Origin of the sequence: Agrobacterium vitis, assembly GCF_014926405.1 — a bacterium.
GTDB classification, from domain to species: domain Bacteria; phylum Pseudomonadota; class Alphaproteobacteria; order Rhizobiales; family Rhizobiaceae; genus Allorhizobium; species Allorhizobium vitis_H.
This window is the reverse complement of the sequence record NZ_JACXXJ020000003.1, coordinates 112,314-133,634: the sequence shown is the minus strand read 5'-3', so window position 1 is coordinate 133,634 and position 21,321 is coordinate 112,314. Positions and strand designations below refer to the sequence as shown.

Genomic DNA, 21,321 nt, shown 5'->3' with positions numbered 1-21,321 from the left:
GCTTTTCGATGTTTTGAAAACAAAATTTCTCCATTTGTCTGCAAAAGTAGAATAGTAATTTTATAGACTATATTGACGGAAACGCTTGCCACTGTCACCATTGCACAGCGTTGGAGTGAAAATAAACGGGACATATATCCTGCGATTTTCAAAAGGGGTGACGATGCCGATAGCTGTAAATATGTTTTCTTACGACCTGTTTGGGTTGACACGGGTTCCCCACGATCTGGTTGAAAACAGCAAATCTTGCGGTGAGGGCAATACACAGAAGTCTGTTGTGGCAAAGTCAGTAATGAGCCCGAAGGTCGAGAAATCATCGTTGTTTTCGAGGTTCTGGAACGGCAACCAATCTGGCGATCAGCCCGGCAAGAATCGAGATGCCGAGCAGGAGCAAAAGATTCGGGAGGATCGCAAGAATTGCCACGCAATTCTCCTCGGTGGTTTCTTCCCGATTTTGTGAAAAGCACGTTTGTGAAGGAGGCTGTGATGAGTATTGTTGAACGTCTGATGCTTGATGCCGTCTCGCCTATATTGGCCAATGCCGGAGCCACTCACTCTGCCACCCAGTCTGTCACGGACCATTCGATTGGCCTGCGTGAAAAGGTCGGCCGTGCGATTCCCTTTATTGTTTGCGCGGCCGCCTTCCTGTTTGTCGGGGCTATGATCGTCGGGATTTGAAAAGATAAGCGGAACTGGACGGCCGGCCTTTAATTTGGCCTTGCAAGCCCGAGCAAGGCTGCACCGATCAGGCCCGGCTCCAGTCGGCATTGCGCTGGAACCACAATAGGATGGTTGAACCGTCGCAAGATCTTGGTTCTGACGGCTAAATCGATGGCGTCAACGAGCTTTGTCGCGTTGGATAGGCCGCCGCCGACCGGCAGTATGCTCGCCCCCGTCGTATTGACGACCAGAGCCAACGGACTGGAAAGTAATTCGACAAATGCCGCGATGGTTTGGCTTGCCTTTGGTTCGCCGGTTTCCCAATCCTTGACGATATCCTCACTCGTTCGGTTTTCGCCGGTCAGGTGCGTATGGAGCTTTTCCATGCCGCGCGCGCTACAGATTGTGTCGATACAACCTTTCTGACCGCAGCCGCACGGAAGCCGAGGGATGGCGACAGGCGGTTCGCCGACCTCGGTTGCGGCAATTGGTCCATGGCCCCATTCTCCGGCAAAGCCGCCATCGCTATTGATCAGCCTGCCATCGACCACCAGGCCGCCGCCGACGCCGGTGCCGAGAATGACGCCGAACACCACGCGGTGGCCGCGTCCCGCGCCCAGCCCAGCCTCGGCAATTGCGAAACAATCGGCATCATTGGCAATCAGCACAGGCAGGCCCAAGGCCTCTTCCAGATCGTGTTGCAGCAAACGGCCATGGATGCAGGGTATATTGGCGACGACAGCGCGGCTGGTATCCACATCTATAATGCCACAGATGGAAATTGCCACGCAGCTTGGTGTCTCTCCCGCCTCGGCAATGATGGACCTGATGACGCCGACAAATGCATCGAAATCCTGTCCCGGCGTAGGCTGGCGTGGAAAGGGACGAATATCCTCAGGCGAATAGGCAATCGCGCCCTTGATGGCGGTTCCGCCAATATCGAAACAGACGATCATGCGCGCCGGGCCTCGGAATGTGTTGCTGCACTATGAACACATGTTCCAGCAATCCAGGTGGAAACCAGATCGAGTTGCGGGGTGAGGAACAGGAAGTCGGCGTCCTTGCCTGGCGCAAGCTGACCTTTCGTCTCGCATCCAATCGCCTCAGCTGGATAAAGCGACGCCATGTTCAACGCCTCCTCAAGCGTTGTCGCAAGCTTTTCGTGGACAAAGCGAATGCAGGACAGCATATCGATATCGGCTCCGGCCAGGGTTCCATCTGCTAAAGTCAACCGTCCGCCCTGGCGGAAGACCGGGCGACCATTCAGCATGAAGCCGGTTTCATTGGTGCCGATGCTCGACATGGCGTCGGTGACCAGGAAAATCCGGCCAGACCCGCGTTTGGCGCGAAGGGCAATGCCCATCGAGACCGGATCGACATGGAAACCGTCAGCGATAATCCCGCAGGACAGCGTTTCTGAAGAAAGGGCTGCTCCGACAAGGCCCGGTTCGCGATTGCCCATCTGGCTCATGGCGTTGAACAAATGGGTGACGAGCGTCGCGCCCGCCTCGACATAGGCGCCAATCTGCGCGCAACTCGCATCCGTGTGGCCCAGGCTGATGTGATAACCCGCTGCTCGCAGGGTTTTCACCTGCTGCGGGGTAACGCTTTCTGGCGCAATGGTGATCAATGCAGTGCCAAATGTGCCAGCGGAGGCAATAAGCTTTGCCAGATCGTCATCATTCATGGATCTGATCAGGTCGGGGTCATGAGTACCCTTGCGCGCCAGCGAAAGGTGCGGACCTTCCAGGTGAAGCCCCAGATAGCCTGGGATCCGCTCGGCCAGGGCTTGGCTCCCAAGGCTCAGAACCTGATCGCGCAGGGCAGGACGGTCAGTAATCAATGTCGGCAGCAGCGCCGTCGTGCCGAACCTTGCATGGGCGGCGCAAATCGCCCGGATACCATCAAGATCCGGCTGGTTATTCAGCAACACACCGCCGCCGCCATTGACTTGCAGATCGATAAAGCCAGGCACGACCAGAGCCGAACCTGCATCAACCCTGGCAAGGGTAGCAGGCACGGCATTGTCGGAGACGATATCAGCGATTCGCCCCTGATCGACAATCAGGGCCTGATCGTCATGGAAACGCATGCCGTCAAAGATCCGGCCGCCTGTCACAGCGAATGAGGAGGGAGCCGCAAGAGACGAGTTCATCGGGTTTCCGTTACTTTCTTCAGAGCGGCTGGCTTGTCCGGATCAAGGCCACGGGCGCGCGATAGTGATTCCACCATGCCATAATAGGGTACAATCAATGCCAGCGCATCGGTCAGCGGATGGCCGGTTTCGATGAAGGGCAAATGGTTGGCCTCCTTTGCCAAAGACGATGTCAGGAAAACAGAGGCATTCTTGGCGGCAAGTCCATTGGCCGTCGCGGCGATAGAAGCCTCCGCCTTGTCGCGGGCGGCAAAGGCGATGATCGGGAAATTCGCAGACACCAGGGAGACCGGACCATGCAACACTTCAGCCGAAGAATAGGCCTCCGCATGCAGCTCAGATGTTTCCTTGCATTTCAGCGCCGCTTCGCAGGCAATGGCCAGCGTCGGGCCGCGCCCGAGCATGTAGAGCGAATCGGCATCTTTCAGCACCTCCACCAGGCCACTCCAATCCAGAGCCAGCGCTTTTTCAAGATGGGTGGGCAGGGCTTCAACCGCGGCTGCCAGGCGAGCGTTGTCGCTCCAGGCGCTGATCAAGGACAGGCCAGCAACAATGGAATTGACGAAGGATTTCGTTGCCGCGACGGCAATTTCCGGTCCGGCCTGAATATCGATGGCGATATCGGAGGCCGTGGCCAGCGGTGAAGAAATGGTATTTAGCAGCGAAATTGTCGTTGCTCCACCGGCCACGGCGGACTTGGCGAGCGCCACCAGGTCCGGGCTGGCCCCGGATTGCGAGATGGCAAGTGCTGCCGCCCGGTCCAGTTTCAGCGGCGCTTGATAAATCGAGGCCAGGGACGGGCCGAGCGAGGCAACGACGATCCCGAGCTCCAGTTCGACAGCATATTTCAGGAAATGGGCGGCATGGTCGGAAGAACCACGCGCAATGGTGACCAGCACCGCCGGATCGCGCTTGCGCAGCGCCGCACCCGCTTCCTCCAAACTCTCCCGGCTATCGCGTAGCAGTCTACTGACCGCTTGCGGAATCTCGTTTATTTCCTGGCGCATGGTGGTCGTCATCGTATTTTCCTTATCCTGCGGCGTCCGATCAGGAGCCGATGGTCAATTCCGCAACGAGGTCATAGGCGTCGCTGCGATATAGCGCTCGCGACACTTCCATCACCCGGCCTGTATCCAGATAGGCGATCCGCTGCACTGAAAGCGCGGCAGAGCCCGGCGGCATGCCGATCAGTTTGGCATCTTCATCCGTCAATATGACCGCCGAAATGCGCTGATTGGCGCGCACGGGTCTAATCCCGACACTGCCAAGTGCGGCATAGAGAGAGTTCTCGACGCGAGAGGGATCCGGCAGCAGATCATCTGGAAGATTGGTACGTTCCAACGCAATCGGCATGTCGCTAGCGGTGCGCAGCCGCACCAGCCGTGCCACTCGCGCGGTGCCGGAAAGCCCAAGCGCCATGGTTTCTTCCGGGGTTGGCAAAAACAAGCCGCGCTCCAGCCAACGTGAACCGCTGACCATGCCACGCCGTGCCATATCCTCGGTAAAGGATGTCAGCCGTGTCAGCGGTTGCTGCATGCGCTTGACGGGCTTGACGACAAAGGTTCCAGCACCCCGGCGCCGAACCAACAGGCCTTCAGCAACGAGGTCGTCTATTGCCTTGCGCACGGTGACGCGGCTGATACCTGCGGACTCGGCAATGTCGCGCTCCGCAGGAAGGGCGTCGCCATGCTTAAGCTGTCCAGCTTCGACGGCATCTTCGATCAGCGTCTTTAACTTGATATAAAGCGGGCCGCCCCGGCTGGATTGCAGGCTCGCAAAAGCAAGCACATCCGTCTGCATGTCACGTTCCCCGTATCCTAGCCGAATGCTGATGGTTATTTTTTGATTACAGTACCAAGGCAATACCAATTTGGCAATAATGTTTCATTGGTCTTCTCAAAGTTCAGGGAAACAATGTAAATTGTGCTGAAAAAACAGATATTTCCCTCAAAAATATGGGAAATTATCATTCAGTCTGGACGATTGGCATTTTTTTGGTATTATTCATTAACAAGAATAAATAAACGGAACAATCGTGCATAGCTCATCGAACGCAATGTTCCAGGGTGCGCGCAGAATCGATGATGCAGTTGTGAATGATTTGTGGTGGTCTCGTTGATTGTGAAAATAAATTTCACGACCTTGCGGAGAATTGCTTTCTCTATTGACGAAACCGCCAAAAATTCGCAGTCTCAAGAAAATAAATTACGTGAACGGGGAAAGTTCCAGCATGAAAGTCGCCATTATCGGGCTTGGTTTCCGGCTTGGTTATCTCGGTCGGGTGCTCAGTGAGATCGATCCGTCTTTCGAGATTGTCGGCTATGTCGATCCTGATCCGGCAGGCCTGCCTGGATTGGTCGAGGCGGGTGTATCGCCAGGCAAAGCATATGAAACACCGGAACAGCTGATTGCCGGGGGCGGCTTCGATCTGCTGATGATCGGTTCGCCCAATCACCTGCATATCCAGCATATCCGGTTAGGACTTGAAGCCGGACTGACAGTCTTTACCGAAAAGCCGATCGTGATTTCCATCGAGGAAAGCCTCGAACTCGCCTCGCTTCTGCATGCCTATGGTCATGACCGCTTGTTGGTTGGTCTTGTTCTTCGCTATTCGCCGCTCTACCGCGATTTGCGTCAGGCGCAGGCGGATGGCCTGCTTGGCAATGTCGTCTCCATTGAGGCTTCGGAGCATATCGAGCCTTATCATGGCGCGTTCTTCATGCGCGATTGGCGCCGTTATGGGCGCTATACCGGCGGCTTCATGCTGGAGAAATGCTGCCACGACCTTGATCTTTACAACGATGTTGTCGGTGCGCGGCCGCGTTTCGTTGCGAGTTTTGGTGGTCGCAAGAGCTTCATTCCGGAAAATGCGCCGGAGCAGGATGGCGTCAACGACATGGAAGTCTATCACCGCAAACCAAGCGGTTGGCTGGGCTCCGACAAGGTCTTTGATAGCGATGCCGACATTATCGATTATCAGACCGCGATCATCGAATATGAGAATGGCGTGGCAATGACGTTTCACACCAACCTCAATGTGCCCGATCAGTTTCGCCGGTTCTGCGTGATCGGCTCGAAAGGCATGGCTGAGGGTGATTTCGTGCGTGGCTTCCTCGATGTCCACAATGCCCGTAACAATGACAAGGTCATTGCCAAGACCTATAGCGCGCCGTCCGAGAAGTCGCAGCATTACGGTGCCGACGAACAAATGGCAGCCGACGTGCTGGCCTTTATCGAAACCGGAGCGAAGCAACCGGTTTCGGCTCTCGACGCCATTGAGGCGGGCATTCTGGCCCTGGCGCTGGATCAGGCGCGGGCCGAGCGTAAAGTGGTGGATTTGGCGCCTGTCTGGGCGCGTTACGATGCCTGCCTGCATGGCGAGGCGTCCGCCGCCGCGTCTAAGTCGGCATAGGGGATGGTCATGGAGGCGAAACGCAGAGCCGTTTTCTTCGCCTGGTGCCTGCTGTTGCCGGCAACCATCTATATCGCGATCATCGTTGCTTATCCGCTGGTCGATACCTTCATTCTGTCCTTCACCGATGCGTCGTTGAAACGGGTGACGAACTGGGTTGGCTGGGATAATTACAACAAGATCTTCAACGCCACCTTCGCGGATGTCATTATCCGCACCTTCGTGTGGACGTTTTTTTCCGTGCTGTTCAAGATGATTATCGGCACGTTCGGCGCGACGCTTCTGAACACCGCTGTGCCGGGGCGAACCTTGTTTCGCATCCTGACCATGCCGCCCTGGATCGTGCCGATGGCGATTGGCATTTTCATGTGGGGCTGGATGTATAACGGCCAGTTCGGGATGATTTCCGGCATGTTGCAACGTGTTGGTCTGGTCGATGGCCCGGTTGCCTTCCTCGCGTATGGATCGACGGCGTTCTGGGCAACAATTTTCACCGATGTATGGATTGGCGTGCCAATGGTGACGCTTTATCTGCTGGCGGCGATGCAAGCGATCCCGCAGGATCTGCACGAGGCGGCCTGGACGGATGGGGCCGGGCGGTTTTACCGGTTCCGCCGCATCACCCTGCCGCTGCTGATGCCGGCGATGATTACCATGTCGATGATTTCGCTGATCTCGACCTTCAATTCCTTCGATATCATCTGGATATTGACCCGTGGCGGCCCAAGCGGCGGCACGACGACGATGATCATCGATACCTACAAGACGGCGATCGGGTCGTACAAATACGGTGAAGGGGCGGCGCGCGCCGTGCTGATCTGCATCTTCCTGTCGATCTTCAGCTATTTCTACTTCCGCGTCACCAGCCGTCTTTCGCAGGAGCATTCCCGATGAGCACTAACAGGCAGGCGATGATCAATCGCTATAAATGGTATGAAATCATCGGCATCTATTGCGGTGTCGCGGTGTTTCTCACCTTCGTGCTGGCACCTTTCGTGGAAGGGTTCCTGGTGTCACTGAAGCCACTCAGCCAGCTGTTTTCGTCGCCCTACAGGTTTTGGCCGGAGAATGGCTCGTTTGAAGCCTACCGAACCATGTGGGACCATGTTCCGGGCTTTGGCCGCTATATCTTCAATTCCTTCTTCATCTCGATCACGGCAACGGTGGTGGTTCTACTGCTCGTCGTCCCGGCAGCTTACGCCTTTGCCCGTTTCGAATTCCGGGGCAGGGGCGTATTGCTGGGTACGTTCCTTGCCGTCAACATGTTTTCAGGCGCGGTTCTGCTCATTCCGATCTTTCGGCTGATGCGGATTTCGGGAATGCTGAACACCTATTTCGCGCTGATCGTGCCGCTGATCGCCTTCCTTATCCCGACCGCCATCTGGTTGCTGAGAACCTATATGATGCGGATTCCACGGGAGCTTGAGGAAGCGGCTTATGTGGATGGCGCCAGCTATTTCTATACGTTCCGGCGCGTGGTTCTGCCGCTTGCCATGCCGGGTATTGCCGTTGTCGGCATCACCACCTTCATTACCGCCTATGCGCAGCATTTCATCTTCGCGCTGACCTTCAACTCGAAGACGGAATACATGCCGTTGCCGATTGGCCTGTTTGCCTATTTCGGTCGTCAGGAAGTGATCTGGAACGAGCTTATGGCCGCAAGCTTCGTCGGTATTGCGCCGGCGATGATCATGATCTTCTTCCTGCAACGCTATCTGGTCAGTGGCCTGACGGCGGGTGCAGTCAAGTAGGCAGCCGGTTTCGAAACAACCAAGACACGTTTAATGTCAACAAAGGGGAACCATCGATGAAAAACACTTTGACCATCATGGCGGGCGCGCTGGCGCTGCTGGCAAGCTCGGCTCTGTCGAGTTTTGCGGCGGATAAGGAAATCAGCTGGATCTATTGTGGCGACAAGATCGACCCGATCCATGAGAAATATATCAAGGTCTGGGAAGGCAAAAATCCGGGCTGGAAGATTGCGCCGGAAGTGGTCGGCTGGGAACAGTGCCAGGATAAGGCAACCACCTTGGCTGCCGCCGGGACGCCTGTCGCCATGGCCTATGTCGGTTCGCGCACGTTGAAGGAGTTCGCCGAGAACGACCTGATCGTCAAGGTGCCGATGACGGATGCCGAAAAGAAGAGCTATTATCCGAACATCGTCGATACCGTAACTTTCGACGATACGCAGTGGGGCGTGCCGATTGCCTTCTCCACCAAGGCGCTGTTCTGGAACAAGGACCTGTTCAAGAAGGCCGGTCTTGATCCGGAAACCCCACCAAAGACCTGGGCTGAAGAAATTGCCTTTGCCAAGCAGATCAAGGAAAAGACCGGTATTGCCGGTTACGGCATGCCTGCCAAGACCTTCGACAACACCATGCACCAGTTCATGCACTGGGTTTACACCAATAACGGTCAGGTGATGGACAAGGACGGCAAGATCGTCATGGACAGCCCAGAAGTGCTGGCTGCGCTTCAGGCCTATAAGGACATTGCTCCCTATTCGGTTGAAGGGGCAACTGCCTACGAGCAGAATGAAATCCGGGCCATCTTTCTCGACGGCAAGGCCGGGATGATCCAGAATAGCACGGGTGCGGCCTATCGCCTGCTGAAGACCGATATCCACTGGGGTGTTACCACGTTGCCGCTTGGTCCTTCGGCCAAGGGTCCCGGCACGCTGTTGATCACCGATAGCCTGGCGATCTTCAAGGGGTCCGGTGTCGAGGACAAGGCAACGGAATTTGCCAAATACATTACCTCGCCAGAACCGCAGGAAGAATACGAACTGACGACCGATTCCGGCCTGACGCCGCTTCGTCCTTCCGCTAAGGTTGAGCAGTTGATCAAGGATAAGCCTTACTGGAAGCCGTTCATTGATGGTATCGCCTTCGGTGGTCCTGAGCCTTTGTTCAAGGATTACAAGGGTTTCCAGAATGTGATGATCGAAATGGTCCAGTCTGTCGTCACGGGTAAGGCCGAGCCTGCTGAGGCCTTGAAGAAGGCGTCGGCTGCTATCGACCAGTACAAGTAAACATCGGGGCTCCGGCTGCGGATCATACGGGTTCGCAGCCGGTTTTTGTTTGGAATTTCGCCGGTCGCCGTTTGGCCACCGGTTGGTATGGAGACGCAGCGCGGTGGGCCAGCTTTATCTCAACAAAGTCGTCAAATCCTTTGGCCATTTCGATGTCATCAAGGGCGTCTCGCTCGACATCAAGGACGGCGAATTCATGGTCTTCGTCGGCCCATCCGGCTGTGGCAAGTCCACGCTGCTTCGGATGATCGCCGGACTGGACGATACGACCAGCGGCGATATCGTCATCGATGGAGCTCGGGTCAATGCGCTGCCGCCGGTTGAGCGCGGCATTGCCATGGTGTTCCAGTCCTATGCGCTCTATCCGCACATGACGGTGTTTGAAAATATCGCTTTTCCGTTGCGGGTCGAGAAAATGCCCGAAGCGCATATCCGTGAAAAGATCGACGCAGTGGCTAAGGTTTTGCAGCTAGACCAGCGCTTGCAACAGAAACCGGGTCAGCTTTCCGGCGGACAGCGGCAGCGGGTGGCGATTGGCCGGGCCATCGTGCGCGAGCCGAAGATTTTCCTGTTCGATGAACCGCTTTCCAACCTCGACGCCGCCTTACGTGCCGATATGCGCATCGAACTGACCCGGCTGCACCGGCAGTTGAAGGCAACGATGATCTACGTCACCCACGACCAGATCGAAGCGATGACCATGGCTGACCGAATCGTCGTGTTGCATGGTGGTCATATTGCCCAGGTAGGGGCACCGCTGGAGCTTTACCACAAACCGCAAAACCTGTTTGTTGCCGGTTTTATCGGCAATCCGAAGATGAATTTCGTGCCGGTTTCCTGCAAGGGCGTTGGACCCAACGGAGTTACCGTTGCCTATGAAGGCCGGATGGTGACGGTTCCTGTTACCGGACGTCCCGATATGCTGGGTCAGGAGCTGACCCTTGGCATTCGCCCAGAACATCTGGCGCTCGGCAAAGGTGATTTTTCCATCACTGTGACACCCAGTGTCGTTGAGCGGCTCGGTGCCAGCACAATCGCCTATGCGTCTCTGGCGAATGGTGAACCTTATTGTGCGGTCTTCCCCGGCTCTGCACCCGTTCAGCCAGACCAGCCCATGACAACGACGATCAAGGCTAGTGATTGCCATCTGTTCGACGCTGATGGTGAGGCGCTGGAACGCCATATCAACTGGCAGGCGGAAACGCTGCCGGATGCGTTGAAGGCGGTTCAGGATTAAGAATAGGCGGAAACGCGGCTACCAAACCAGGCCGCGCGCCGCCACTTGTTCCACCCGCGTGACCACACCATCCCGGTGAAACGTCATGATGTGGAACAGGTTTGATACGACGCAGGTGTGGTTGGGAATGATCCGCACTTTTTCGCCGATCTCGGGCCGTCTGCCGGTAATCTTCGATAGATCGACGGTGCCGTGTTCTTCGGACAGGCCGGTGATGACAGCATCCGGATAGTCAACGATTAGGCCGTAGTCGCTAAAGCCGAGCAGGTCGGATGTCAGCGCTTTAGAGCCAGCATCCAGAATGGCACGATCCGGTGTCGGGCGCGAGACGACCGTGGCGAGAATATGCATGGCGCAATCTTCAAGCGTGCCGTGTCCAGCCTTCGCCATGCTCCGGTCGCTATAGATATAGGTTCCAGCGCGATGCTCGGTGGCTGATGGCACAAGATGGGCGGAAAACAAGCTAGGCGTTCCGCCATTTGACACAATCGGACAGGCAATGTTGAGGGACGCAAGGCTTGCAAGGGTTTGGGCAAAAAAGCTTTCGACTGCCTGCTCTGTGTGGGCCTTGGGATAGGTCATCACCCCACCGAACCGTAGGCCTTTGCTGGCGGAAATCGCTTGCGCCAGGCCAACGGCGTCTGCTGGTGTCTGCACCCCGCAGCGTCCTCCCCCGGTGTCGCATTCCACCAATACGGTCAAAGGTTTGCGATCTGCAAAATAGTTTGAAAGGCCTTCCACGGTAACGATGCTGTCGGCTACCACCTTCAGGCCGGATATCTGCTCATTCAGAGCGGCGAGCCTCACGAGCTTTTCAGGGCCGAGTATATTGAAAGTAATCAATATGTCCTCGAACCCGGCACCGGCAAACACCTCCGCCTCGGTAATTTTCTGGCAATTGATGCCGGTCGCACCGGCCTCCTGCTGCTGGCGGGCGAGGGGTGGAATCTTGTGGGTCTTGATATGCGGGCGAAAGGCTAAGCCGTGGACATCCATATAGGATTGCACCCGGGCGATATTGGCAGCAAGCCGATCCTCGTCGATTAACGGCAGCGGTGTTGACAGCGAGAGAACTGGATCGCCGGGTTTTGGACCAGGAATGTCAATTGGGCGGTCCATCTCAGGCAGTCTCCGTGTCCTGGACAAGGTTGAAAGGATCGGCGCTGATCGGCCAGATGTCGCGGCGAACCCGCCGATAAGGGTTGGTAGCCGGATTATTGGGATAAGGCGATCCCGCTGAACAGTAAAGGATGTCAGAGGCGATCTTCGAAAAAGCCGCATAGAAATGATTGGTGGATTTGATCGCAAGGATATGTTTGGACGTGGGATCGATACCCAGCACTGTAAACAGCGAAGGGTCGTAGCTTTGCACCCGAACGGAACTCAGCACGATATCGATACCGTCTAGGTGGATATGAGCGGCGTCGCCAAACGGCGCGACACTTTCGCCAAACTGCATTTCGGCATTGGGTACGACCTTCACCACCTTTACCAAGCCATCGACAGGATTGCCGGTTCCTGGCGCGGATTTCGCACCAAAGCGCAGCTGGATTTCCGCCCCTTCGCCAGCCGCCATGCAGATCTGCACGGCAATCGGGTCCCAGATCATCCCGACCGCTGTATTGGTTGCACTCCGCGCGAGAAGTTCCTCAAGCAGGACAGTCGCATCGCCAGCCGTACCGCCGCCGGGATTGTCCCACATGTCGGCAATCACGACAGGCCCGGCCGGATTTGCGAGCGCCTCGGCCACGGCCTGTTTTTCATCAATCTGCGGCATCATGAACGTGCCGCGTTTTTCGAACAGTTCAAGACCAAGGGTGCGGGCCAGCATCTGGCCTTTTTCCACCTTGCTATTGGTGATGGCGATGGTTTTCGTACCCATTTCCGGCACGTCTCCGGCCATGAAGCCGTGAATAACCGAGAGCGACAGGACATCGGGATCGTCCTGTTCGATCTGCATCATTTTGTCCACAAAAGCGCGCATTGGCTGGCGCGAGGTGGGAAAGACATCGATCATCCGGCAGTCAAAGACCGACATGACGGGGGTGATGCGGCCTTCCAGTGTGTCGACGACGATCCGCCAGAGATCATGGGCGCGGTCAACAAAATCGGTATGGGGAAATTCCTTGAAGACAACGAACACATCCGCCGCCTCAACCCGCTTTGCTGTCAGATGGCTATGCGGGTCCAGTTCTGCGGCAAGCAGCACATCCGGGCCGATAATGGCGCGAATGCGGCTCAGGAAATCACCTTCCGGGTCGAGATAGCCATCCGCCACCATGGCGCCGTGCAGGCCGAGTACGACGGCATTGACGGGAAGTGCTGCCGTCAACTGATCGAGGATTTCGTCGCGCAGGCTCTCATAGGTCTGCCGATTGACGAGCCCGGCCGGATCGGCCCAGGTCGCGGTGCCTTCAATCAGCACCCAGCCTTTTTCCCTGCATACCTCCCGGCCAACGGTGATTGGCGCGGTGCAGAGGGTCGGAGTTGCCGGGTGCTGCCCAGGTGGCGCGTAAAGGGAAGCCTCGAAAGCGCGCCGGTCGATGCAGATCGGCGAGAACGTGTTGGTTTCCGTTGCAAAGGCGGCTGTAAAAATGCGCACGGAGTGGCCTCCAATCACGGTTGATGGAACGAATATTTCTCAGACTACGCCCATCGGGTTGGGCAAATAACCGGTAAAGCCTGAAATTTTCCACCGGCCTTCGTGCAGGCGGCAATAATAGAGCGTTTGCCACCGCATGGTGTCGAAACCGCCATCGGCTTTTTTGATGCCGCCGTCGAATTTCTTGCGCACCAAAGCCGTCTCGCCTTCGATTTCGATTTCTTCCAGCGTGGTGGTAAAGAAAATCGCCGTGCGCGGATCTTCACCATGGCTCTGACCGGCAAAATCCTTGGCCTGACGCAGCCACTCGTCGCGATAGGCCGCGAGATTCGGGAAAGTCAGACGCCAATGATTCGGATTGGGATCGCGATTGCCGTTGATGCCGATGAAGCCGTCCTCGACGAAATCACCTTCCACCATCGACCAGTCTGCGGCCAGAAAAGCATCGATGTCGCGGGGCACCAGCATCTCCCAGATTGCTTGGCGCGCAGTATCGGTTTCCGGGAAGGGGTTTTTGAAGGGATCGCGCATCTCAGCCACCTTTGTCTAAATTATTTTCATCTTCTATGAAAATCTCTAGGCAAAATCGGTTTTCTATGATGAATTGTCAATTGATCACGAAAATAATTTGCATGAGGTCGAGATGACGATCAAGCGGTATGGCGCGGAAAAAGCAGGTGCCGGCGGGCAGAAACTGCCGTTTGCCAGAGCAGTTGAAGCCGATGGCTGGCTGCATGTCTCCGGCCAGGTGGCGATGGAGGACGGCGAGATCATCCAGGGTGGCATTGTCGAGCAGAGCCATAAGGCGATTGGCAACCTGATCGCCATTTTACATGAGGCTGGCTACGGCGTGGAGCATATCGTGCGCTGCGGTGTCTGGATTGATGATCCCCGTGATTTCTGGAGCTTCAACAAGATCTATCAGGGCTATTTCGGCGAACATCCGCCAGCCCGCGCCTGCGTGCAGGCCTCAATGATGGTCGATTGCAAGGTCGAGATCGACTGCATAGCCTATAAGGCGACCAAATAAGGTTGGTTTGTGAGGGCTTATGGATATCTTTGCCACCATACAGGAAGATCGCGCGCAATTTTCGCCTTCCGAACAGCGGATTGCCGACATTCTCCTGAGCGAGCTGGATTTTGCCGTCGGCGCATCGATCATCGAGCTGGCGGAGCGGGCGCAAGTGTCGCCGCCGACGGTGACCCGTTTTTGCCGCAGGCTTGGATGCCAGAGCTTTTCGGATTTCAAGGTCAATCTGGCCAAGACTGCCTATGTCGGCGTGCGTTACCTGAACCCGGAAGCGAAAAGCACCGAGCCACAGGATGTTGCCGAGGACGTCATCACCAAGGCGCAGAACGCGCTTTTCATGATGCATCGCTCGCTGGATTCAACAATGATCGAAAAGGTCGCGGACCGGATTTCCCGCGCCGAAATGATCTATGCATTCGGGTCTGGCGGCAATTCATCGATGATCGCTTCGGAATTGCAAAACCGGCTGTTTCGGCTGGGGTCACGGGTTACGGCTTGCACCGATCACCATATGCAGTTGATGCTGACGGCGGCGGCGCGCAGCAATGATATCATTGTCGGATCATCCTTCTCTGGCCGCAATCTGGAACTGGCACGCTGTTTCGAGTTGGCTCGTGATAATGGCATTACCACGATTGCCCTGACCCAGAGTGACAGCGCTGTCGCCAAGGCTGCCGAGCTGGTTGTTGGTATCGATCTGCCGGAGGGCGATAATATCTTTCGTCCGACTTCGACCCGCTTTGCCTATCTGGCCATGGTCGATGTTATCGCCAGTCTGGTTGCCTATCGCAATCGCAAGCTTTCCATGGTGACGCTGCGCCACATCAAACAACAATTGGTCGAACATCGCGATGGCGACGACCGTCAGATTCTGGGAGACTAGGATGGCGAAATCCGTGGCCGTGGTAACAGGTGCCGCCGGTGATATCGGGCGGGCAATTGCCGGCCGTCTGGCCGCAAGCCACGATGTGGTGGTGCTGGCCGATATTGATGAGACCGCGGTGAATGCGGCTGCGAAAACCCTCGGCAGTACGGAAAACTTCCTGCCGCTAGTCTGTGACGTCACCGACGAGGCCAGCATCAATGCTCTGGCATCTGCGGTGCAGGAGTTTGGGGTTACCAGGACCCTCGTCAACAATGCCGGGGCCGCGAGGGCCGTCAGTCTGCACGATACCGATGCTGCCATCTGGCGCCAGGATAATACGCTCAATCTGGAAGCCGCATTCCTGACCTTCAGGGCTTTGGAAAATCAACTGAAACAATCACAAGGCGCGGTCATCAACATTGCCTCGGTCAACGGGATGGCCGTGTTCGGCCATCCAGCCTATAGCGCGGCGAAGGCTGGTCTGATCCATCTGACCCGATTGATCGCGGTGGAGTATGGGAAATTCGGCATTCGTGCCAATGCGGTGGCGCCCGGCACGGTGCGCACCCAGGCCTGGGAAGCGCGCGCCGCTGCCAATCCTGCCGTGTTCGAAGAGGCCAAGCGTTGGTATGCCTTGCAACGGATCGCCACGGCGCAGGATGTTGCAAATGCGGTGTTTTTTTCTGGCTGGCGATCAGGCTGATGCCATTACCGGCGTCTGCCTTCCCGTCGATTGTGGGTTGACGGCAGGCCAAAGTGAACTTGCCCGGACATTTTCACAGTCCGAGCATTATTGATCCTCCATCCATTCAGACCTCAAGGGGAACCGTCATGACTGAAGTCGCTTTTCGTCTGGACAATGCTTGGCATCCTATCGAGGGCGATGACGGCGGTGGTTTCGTCTTCACCCTCTACAACTTATCGTCCGAGCCCGTCAGCGGTTTCAAGCTTGCCTATACGGCCTTGACGCGGGTAAAGGACGGCCCGGTCTGCGACAACGCAGTTTTCCTGCGGCGCAACGCCAATTTTCACCAGTTTGCACCACCGGAAGGCCTGGTTTTGGCGCCAGGAGGGTGCTGGCGGTTTACGGTTCAGGGCCTCTGGCGGCCCGCTCGCCATCGCACGGATGGTGCGAAATCAGCTTATTTGACTCTTGCCGATGGACGTCATGTCGTCGTCTCCGTCGATGATCTGATGCTGCTAGGCCGGGTGAGCAAGCCTGCCCCTGTTCTGTTGCCGAAGGGGGAGGTCAGCAGGCCTTTTTCGTTGCTGCCCTGGCCCGTCGAGGCGAACCTTGCGGCGGGCGATGGCTTTCCGGTGGCGATCTATCCCGCCAAGTGTACGGATCTTTCCGGCTTACAGGCGATTGAGCGGGTCAATGCGCTTTATCGGCGGCTGTTTGCGGTTGGCCATGTTCCTTTTTCGCTGGCACCGGTCGATCAGGGCAAAGCCTTGAAACTCGCCCATGATCCAGCGCTCGGCGCATCTGCCTATTGGCTCGATTTTGCCGAGGAGATTACGCTGTCCTTTGGCGATGAGGCGGGACGGCAATATGGACTGACGGCCTTGGCGCAAATGCTGCATGGCGCAAGACATGACCCCGCGCAGTTTAGGTTTCCGGTATCCGGCCAGATCAAGGATGCGCCGCGTTATGGCTGGCGCGGCTGCCATCTGGATGTGTCCCGGCAATTTTATCCCACGCAGGACGTGCTGCGGCTGATCGATATTATGGCCTGGACGAAGCTGAATATTTTCCACTGGCATCTGACCGATGACGAGGCTTGGCGGTTGGAAATCAAGGCCTATCCGCAACTCACGACAGTTGGTGTGCTGCGTGGCCCGGATGAGCCGATGTTGCCGCAGCTTGGCAATGGCGCGGAGCCGGTCGGCGGCTTTTACACCCAGGAGGATGTTGGCCACATCGTCGCCCACGCCGCCTTGCTGTATGTCGAGGTCGTGCCTGAGATCGATATTCCCGGTCATAGCACCGCGATCTTGACGGCCTTGCCTGAACTGGTCGATGGCCAGGAAGCGCCTGACAGCTACCGCTCCGTCCAAGGCTATCCGAATAACGCGCTCAACCCTGCCATTGAGCAGACTTATGTGTTTCTCGGCAAGGTCTTGGATGAGATGGCCACTCTCTTTCCATCCGATCTCGTGCATGTCGGTGGTGATGAGGTTGCGGCCAATACCTGGATGGCCTCGCCATTGGCAAAAAAGCTGATGGAGCAGGAGGGCATTGACGGCACATTCGGGCTGCAAAGCCGTTTCATGAAGCGCATTCAGCAGATGTTGAAAGACCGCGGCAAGAAACTGGCCGGTTGGGACGAAGTATCCCACGGTGGCGGTGTCGATCCGCAGGGAACGCTCCTGATGGCCTGGCAGAAGCCGGAGGTTGGGCTGGATCTGGCGCGGCAGGGCTATGATGTGGTGATGACGCCCGGACAGGCCTATTATCTCGACATGGTGCAGGACGAGGCGTGGCAGGAGCCGGGCGCCAGCTGGGCCGGCACCGTGCCGCCGCACCATACCTATACCTATGAAGCCGTCGCGGAATTTCCTGAGGAATTAAAGCCGAGGATGTGTGGTGTGCAGGCCTGTATCTGGTCGGAGCATTTCCTGAACCGGGATTACTTCAACCACCTGGTCTTTCCGCGCCTGCCGGCTGTTGCCGAGGCCGCCTGGACCCCTAGGGATCAGAAGAACTGGCTGCGGTTTGCAGCTCTCGCACCGCTGATGCCACGTTTTTAAGGAAATCGGACATGGAACTTCGAATTGCCGTTGGTGGCATTCACACGGAATGCAGTACGTCATCGCCGGTTTTGATGCAGATCGAGGATTTTCGCGTGCTGCGCGGTGACGATCTCTTAGGTGCCGATTATTTCAGCTTTCTTGGCGCGGATGGGTTCAAAGCTTTTCCCTTGCTACATGCCCGCGCCGTCCCGGGCGGCCCAGTTTCGCGCCAGACTTATGAGACTTTCAAGGCCGAGTTCCTGGAACGGTTACAGGCCGTTCTGCCGCTGGACGGGCTCTATCTCGCCATGCATGGCGCCATGAATGTCGAGGGCATGGACGATGCCGAGGGTGACTGGATTTCGGCTGCCCGCGCGGTGGTTGGACCGGATTGCACGGTTGCGGCAAGTTACGATCTGCATGGCAATGTTACTCAGAAAATCATCGATCAGCTGGATATTTTCGCCGGTTACCGGACCGCGCCGCATATCGATGTGCGCGAAACCATGGTCCGGGCCTGGGACATGTTGGTAAAGGCGCTGCGGACTGGCGAGACGCCCGGTGTCGCCTGGGCGCCTGTGCCGGTTCTTCTTCCCGGAGAACGAACCTCTACTGAAGACGAGCCAGCCAAAAGCCTTTATTCGCAATTGCCGAAGCACGATCAGCGCTCAGGCATATGGGATACTAATCTGATGGTTGGTTATGTCTGGGCCGACGAGCCCCGCGCCACTGCCTGTGCTGTGGTTACTGGTGTGGATCGAAGCGAGGCGCAAAAGGTGGCTGAAGAGATTGCCCGATCTTACTGGGAGGCGCGCCAAGCCTTCCGGTTCGGTCCGGTGACGGGGGCACTGAATGATATACTCGACATAGCCGAAACGACCCGGACCCGGCCAATTATTCTCGCTGACTCGGGCGACAACCCCACCGGCGGTGGAGTTGGCGACCGCGCCGATGTCCTGGCGGCATTGATTGCCCGCGATTTCGACGGGGCGGTGATTGGCGGGATGACCGACAAGCCCGCCGTCGATGCCTGTTTTTCTGCGGGCGTGGGGGCGAAATTGGCGCTGAAGGTCGGTGGATCACTCGATCCGGCAAGCCCGTCGGTTGAGGTTGATTGCGAGGTGCTTCGACTGGATGATCCGGGTGTGGCGACGGAGCGCCAGGCCATCGTCAAAATTGGTGGTATTACCCTTATTCTCGCCAGTAAGCGCAGGCCCTACCACAATCTCGCCGATTTCACCCGGCATGGCATTGATCCGAAAACGGTGCGGTTGCTGGTGGTAAAGTCGGGCTATCTTTCTCCCGAGCTTCAGCCAATTTCCAATCCGAACCTGATGGCGCTGACCGATGGGGTCATCAACCAGGATATCGAAGCCTTGCCGAGCAAGCGCCGCAAACAACCGATCTATCCCTTCGTCAAGGATTTCGACTACCAGCCGCAAGCGGTGACCTCAGCACGGTGGACGGGTAGCGATAATCGTTCAGGTTCATATTGAATCCGTCAGACCCCCAGGCAAACTTTAAACGAGAGATAAGCGATCTCATTCCTCAAAGGTGCCGCCGGTGAAGCCAGCGGCAGCTTGTTTTTACAAAGATAGCGCGTTCATGCCGCCAGTCCTCTCCATAATCGCCGCCAATCCGGGTATCCGGATTAGCGCGATTGCGATTTTCTTCTTCGGCTTGTCCGGTGCGACCACGGCTCCCTATATGTCGATCATCGGCATACACGAGTTGGGATTGAGCAATGCACATTACTCGCTGCTGATTTTCATCGCGTCCTGCGTCAATGTCGCCGCCAGCGTTGCCGTGGGGATATTGGCGGATAGGCTTGGGCATTTCCGCATGCCCATGGTGATCGTCAGCTTGTTTGGCGTGGTCGGTTATGGGGTGGTGTTTCTCGAACCGAACCAGATCATTTTCGTCGCCTCGGCGCTGGTGTTGCTGCCGGTTTATAATGCGTTGAATTCGCTGATATTTGCCAATGTGCGGGCCGCATCAAAGGATATGCCGGTTCGTGAGTTGATTGCAGTCAATTCCGGGGTGCGGGCAATTATCTCGGCCTCCTGGGTCTTGGTACCCGGCCTGGTCGGTTTCTTTCTGGCAGGTCAGAAAAGCATGTTGCCTGCCTTTTTGTTTGCCAGCCTTGGCGGACTCGCCTGCTTCTTGCTGTTTCTGGTCTGGTTGCCGAAGGCGGAGGCACGGGCCGAACCCTCCGCAAGTCTGGCGTTTTTTTCATCCTTGTCGAAAATCGCTTCGCCAGGATTATTGTTGCGGCTTGGCGCCATCGCGCTGATCACCGCCATGCTGCAAATGAACGGCGTCGTGCTGCCCCTTGTCATGACCGGGCCAGCACATGGCACGACCGGCGATGTCGGTATTATCGTCGGTATCGTCGCCTTTCTGGAAATCGTCTTCATTCTGTTCTGGGGCTGGGTGGAGCGCAAAACCTCCAGTGTGGCGACGCTTGTTGCCGGTTCGCTGATCTATTGCGTCTATCTGCTGGGCCTCGGACTCGCCTCGCGGCCAGAACATGTCTATCTGCTCTCAGGCATTGCCGGTTTCGGGGCGGCGGCGATCATCAGCGTGCCGATTACCTATCTGCAAAACCTGATTGCCGACCGCGCTGGTCTTGGTAGCTCGCTCATTGCGGTGAATATCTTCTTGAGCGGTGGATTGAACTCGCTGCTCTTTGCATTCGGCACCGGGGTCAGCAATTATTCAGGCACGGCAATGCTAGGTGCCCTGGCTGGCTTTTGCGGTATTTTGCTGTTGCTAATGCTGGAAAAGCCACGGTCCTTCAGGGGCGCTCAATGACCGGAATACAGAGAAGAGACCATCATGGCAGAACGTGAACCAGAAAAGAACGATAGCGGTTTGCTGGAAGTCTGCGTCGATTCCGTTGCGGGGCTGGAGGCGGCAATTTCCGGTGGCGCAGACCGGATCGAGCTTTGCGCTGCCCTTGACTGCGGGGGGCTGACGCCGACATCAGGTTTGATGCAGCGCGCCGCTCAGGCGCCCATTCCGGTTTTTGCGATGATCCGGCCACGGGCAGGCAGTTTCGTGTTCTCAACCGATGAGGTCGCCGTCATGGTGGCGGATATCAAAGCCGCGCGGCAGGCAGGGTTATCCGGTGTCGTGCTTGGGGCGTCTCTGCCTGATGGACGGCTGGACCTCGAGGTGCTTGGCAAACTTACGGCGGCAGCTTCTTGCCTGGCCATGACATTGCACCGGGCTTTCGATCTCGTGCCGGACTTTGATGAAGCGCTGGAGCAGGCGATTGCGCTCGGATTTGGCCGAATTCTCACGTCCGGTGGCGCGCAATCCGTCGTCGCCGGTTTCGATCGACTGAAATCGCTTTCAAAGGCCGCAGATGGCAGGATCATTATCATGCCCGGTGGCGGGTTGAGGCCTGATCGCATTGCGCCGTTCTGGCAGGCAGGCCTGCGGGAGTTTCACGCCTCTTGCAGCGTACCGATTGAGGCTGATCCCGTTCTGGTCGAGTTTGGTTTTGCCAGGGCAGGGCAGATGCAAACCGACAGCGATGTGGTCCGCAGACTTGCCGAGGCAATCGGAAACTGCCGCACTCTGCCCTGATG

General features: G+C 56.9%; 20 protein-coding genes and 1 pseudogene. 14 read left to right on the top strand and 7 right to left on the bottom strand.

Features of this window, described 5'->3' with window-relative positions; genetic code table 11:
• Positions 1-163: 163 nt before the first annotated feature.
• Together IEI95_RS02230 and IEI95_RS02225 are read left to right on the top strand one after the other, a co-directional pair.
• Positions 164-460 (top strand): hypothetical protein, encoded by a 297-nt coding sequence (locus IEI95_RS02230; RefSeq protein WP_194415732.1) that lies wholly within the window; start codon positions 164-166, stop codon positions 458-460.
• Between the two features lie 26 nt (positions 461-486).
• Positions 487-678 (top strand): hypothetical protein, encoded by a 192-nt coding sequence (locus IEI95_RS02225; protein ID WP_156533599.1) that lies wholly within the window; start codon positions 487-489, stop codon positions 676-678.
• Positions 679-707: 29 nt separating this feature from the next.
• Here IEI95_RS02225 and IEI95_RS02220 read toward each other — a convergent pair whose 3' ends face one another.
• From IEI95_RS02220 to IEI95_RS02205, 4 genes are read right to left on the bottom strand one after another with little or no spacing between them, the layout of a single operon-like run.
• Positions 708-1,616, bottom strand: coding sequence for an ROK family protein (locus IEI95_RS02220; protein WP_194415730.1), 909 nt, complete (start codon positions 1,614-1,616; stop codon positions 708-710).
• A complete protein-coding gene (nagA, locus tag IEI95_RS02215) occupies positions 1,613-2,815 on the bottom strand; it encodes an N-acetylglucosamine-6-phosphate deacetylase (protein ID WP_194415728.1) in 1,203 nt (400 codons plus the stop codon). Before nagA ends, IEI95_RS02220 begins: the two co-directional genes overlap by 4 nt.
• A complete protein-coding gene (locus tag IEI95_RS02210; RefSeq protein ID WP_156533602.1) occupies positions 2,812-3,834 on the bottom strand; it encodes an SIS domain-containing protein in 1,023 nt (340 codons plus the stop codon). Before IEI95_RS02210 ends, nagA begins: the two co-directional genes overlap by 4 nt.
• A gap of 28 nt (positions 3,835-3,862) precedes the next feature.
• On the bottom strand, positions 3,863-4,615 hold the full coding sequence (locus IEI95_RS02205; protein ID WP_071207084.1) for a GntR family transcriptional regulator: 753 nt from the start codon (positions 4,613-4,615) through the stop codon (positions 3,863-3,865).
• A 430-nt stretch (positions 4,616-5,045) separates the two neighbouring features.
• On the opposite strand from IEI95_RS02205, the gene IEI95_RS02200 reads away from it, so the two are divergent.
• From IEI95_RS02200 to IEI95_RS02180, 5 genes are all read left to right on the top strand, one after another.
• Entirely contained in the window at positions 5,046-6,227 is a 1,182-nt protein-coding gene (locus IEI95_RS02200) for a Gfo/Idh/MocA family protein (RefSeq protein WP_194415726.1), read from the top strand.
• Positions 6,228-6,236: 9 nt separating this feature from the next.
• Positions 6,237-7,121, top strand: coding sequence for a carbohydrate ABC transporter permease (locus IEI95_RS02195; RefSeq protein WP_012654454.1), 885 nt, complete (start codon positions 6,237-6,239; stop codon positions 7,119-7,121).
• Positions 7,118-7,978 (top strand): carbohydrate ABC transporter permease, encoded by an 861-nt coding sequence (locus IEI95_RS02190; protein ID WP_012654455.1) that lies wholly within the window; start codon positions 7,118-7,120, stop codon positions 7,976-7,978. The genes IEI95_RS02195 and IEI95_RS02190 overlap by 4 nt, the downstream gene beginning before the upstream one ends.
• Before the next feature lie 77 nt (positions 7,979-8,055).
• Positions 8,056-9,258, top strand: coding sequence for an ABC transporter substrate-binding protein (locus IEI95_RS02185; RefSeq protein WP_409364141.1), 1,203 nt, complete (start codon positions 8,056-8,058; stop codon positions 9,256-9,258).
• A gap of 103 nt (positions 9,259-9,361) precedes the next feature.
• Positions 9,362-10,495 carry a sn-glycerol-3-phosphate ABC transporter ATP-binding protein UgpC gene (locus tag IEI95_RS02180; protein ID WP_194415724.1) on the top strand — a complete coding sequence of 378 codons (1,134 nt, stop codon included), beginning with the start codon at positions 9,362-9,364 and terminating at the stop codon, positions 10,493-10,495.
• Between the two features lie 18 nt (positions 10,496-10,513).
• Here the strand turns inward: IEI95_RS02180 and IEI95_RS02175 are convergent, their stop codons facing one another.
• Genes IEI95_RS02175 through IEI95_RS02165 form a run of 3 tightly spaced genes read right to left on the bottom strand, consistent with a single transcriptional unit; the run spans position 10,514 to position 13,628 of the window.
• Positions 10,514-11,614, bottom strand: a complete 1,101-nt coding sequence (locus IEI95_RS02175; RefSeq protein WP_156533605.1) for a D-TA family PLP-dependent enzyme — start codon at positions 11,612-11,614, stop codon at positions 10,514-10,516.
• A 1-nt stretch (position 11,615) separates the two neighbouring features.
• The gene (locus IEI95_RS02170) at positions 11,616-13,097 is read right to left on the bottom strand and encodes a M81 family metallopeptidase (protein WP_194415722.1); all 1,482 of its coding nucleotides are present in this window, start codon (positions 13,095-13,097) and stop codon (positions 11,616-11,618) included.
• A gap of 39 nt (positions 13,098-13,136) precedes the next feature.
• Positions 13,137-13,628 carry a hypothetical protein gene (locus IEI95_RS02165; protein WP_194415720.1) on the bottom strand — a complete coding sequence of 164 codons (492 nt, stop codon included), beginning with the start codon at positions 13,626-13,628 and terminating at the stop codon, positions 13,137-13,139.
• A 112-nt stretch (positions 13,629-13,740) separates the two neighbouring features.
• Here IEI95_RS02165 and IEI95_RS02160 point away from each other — a divergent pair, with 112 nt between their 5' ends.
• The 7 genes and pseudogenes from IEI95_RS02160 (at position 13,741) to IEI95_RS02130 (ending at position 21,319) form a co-directional block, all read left to right on the top strand.
• On the top strand, positions 13,741-14,127 hold the full coding sequence (locus IEI95_RS02160) for a RidA family protein (protein ID WP_156533607.1): 387 nt from the start codon (positions 13,741-13,743) through the stop codon (positions 14,125-14,127).
• Positions 14,128-14,146: 19 nt separating this feature from the next.
• Positions 14,147-15,010: a MurR/RpiR family transcriptional regulator gene (locus IEI95_RS02155; RefSeq protein ID WP_156533608.1), complete on the top strand. Its 864-nt coding sequence runs from the start codon at positions 14,147-14,149 to the stop codon at positions 15,008-15,010.
• Between the two features lies 1 nt (position 15,011).
• Positions 15,012-15,789 (top strand): annotated as a pseudogene (locus tag IEI95_RS02150) (SDR family oxidoreductase).
• 34 nt (positions 15,790-15,823) lie between these two features.
• Positions 15,824-17,743 carry a beta-N-acetylhexosaminidase gene (locus IEI95_RS02145; protein ID WP_156533610.1) on the top strand — a complete coding sequence of 640 codons (1,920 nt, stop codon included), beginning with the start codon at positions 15,824-15,826 and terminating at the stop codon, positions 17,741-17,743.
• A gap of 11 nt (positions 17,744-17,754) precedes the next feature.
• On the top strand, positions 17,755-19,221 hold the full coding sequence (locus IEI95_RS02140; protein WP_194415718.1) for a M81 family metallopeptidase: 1,467 nt from the start codon (positions 17,755-17,757) through the stop codon (positions 19,219-19,221).
• 109 nt (positions 19,222-19,330) lie between these two features.
• Positions 19,331-20,539 carry an MFS transporter gene (locus IEI95_RS02135; protein ID WP_156533612.1) on the top strand — a complete coding sequence of 403 codons (1,209 nt, stop codon included), beginning with the start codon at positions 19,331-19,333 and terminating at the stop codon, positions 20,537-20,539.
• A gap of 24 nt (positions 20,540-20,563) precedes the next feature.
• The gene (locus IEI95_RS02130) at positions 20,564-21,319 is read left to right on the top strand and encodes a copper homeostasis protein CutC (protein WP_156533613.1); all 756 of its coding nucleotides are present in this window, start codon (positions 20,564-20,566) and stop codon (positions 21,317-21,319) included.
• Positions 21,320-21,321 lie beyond the last annotated feature (2 nt).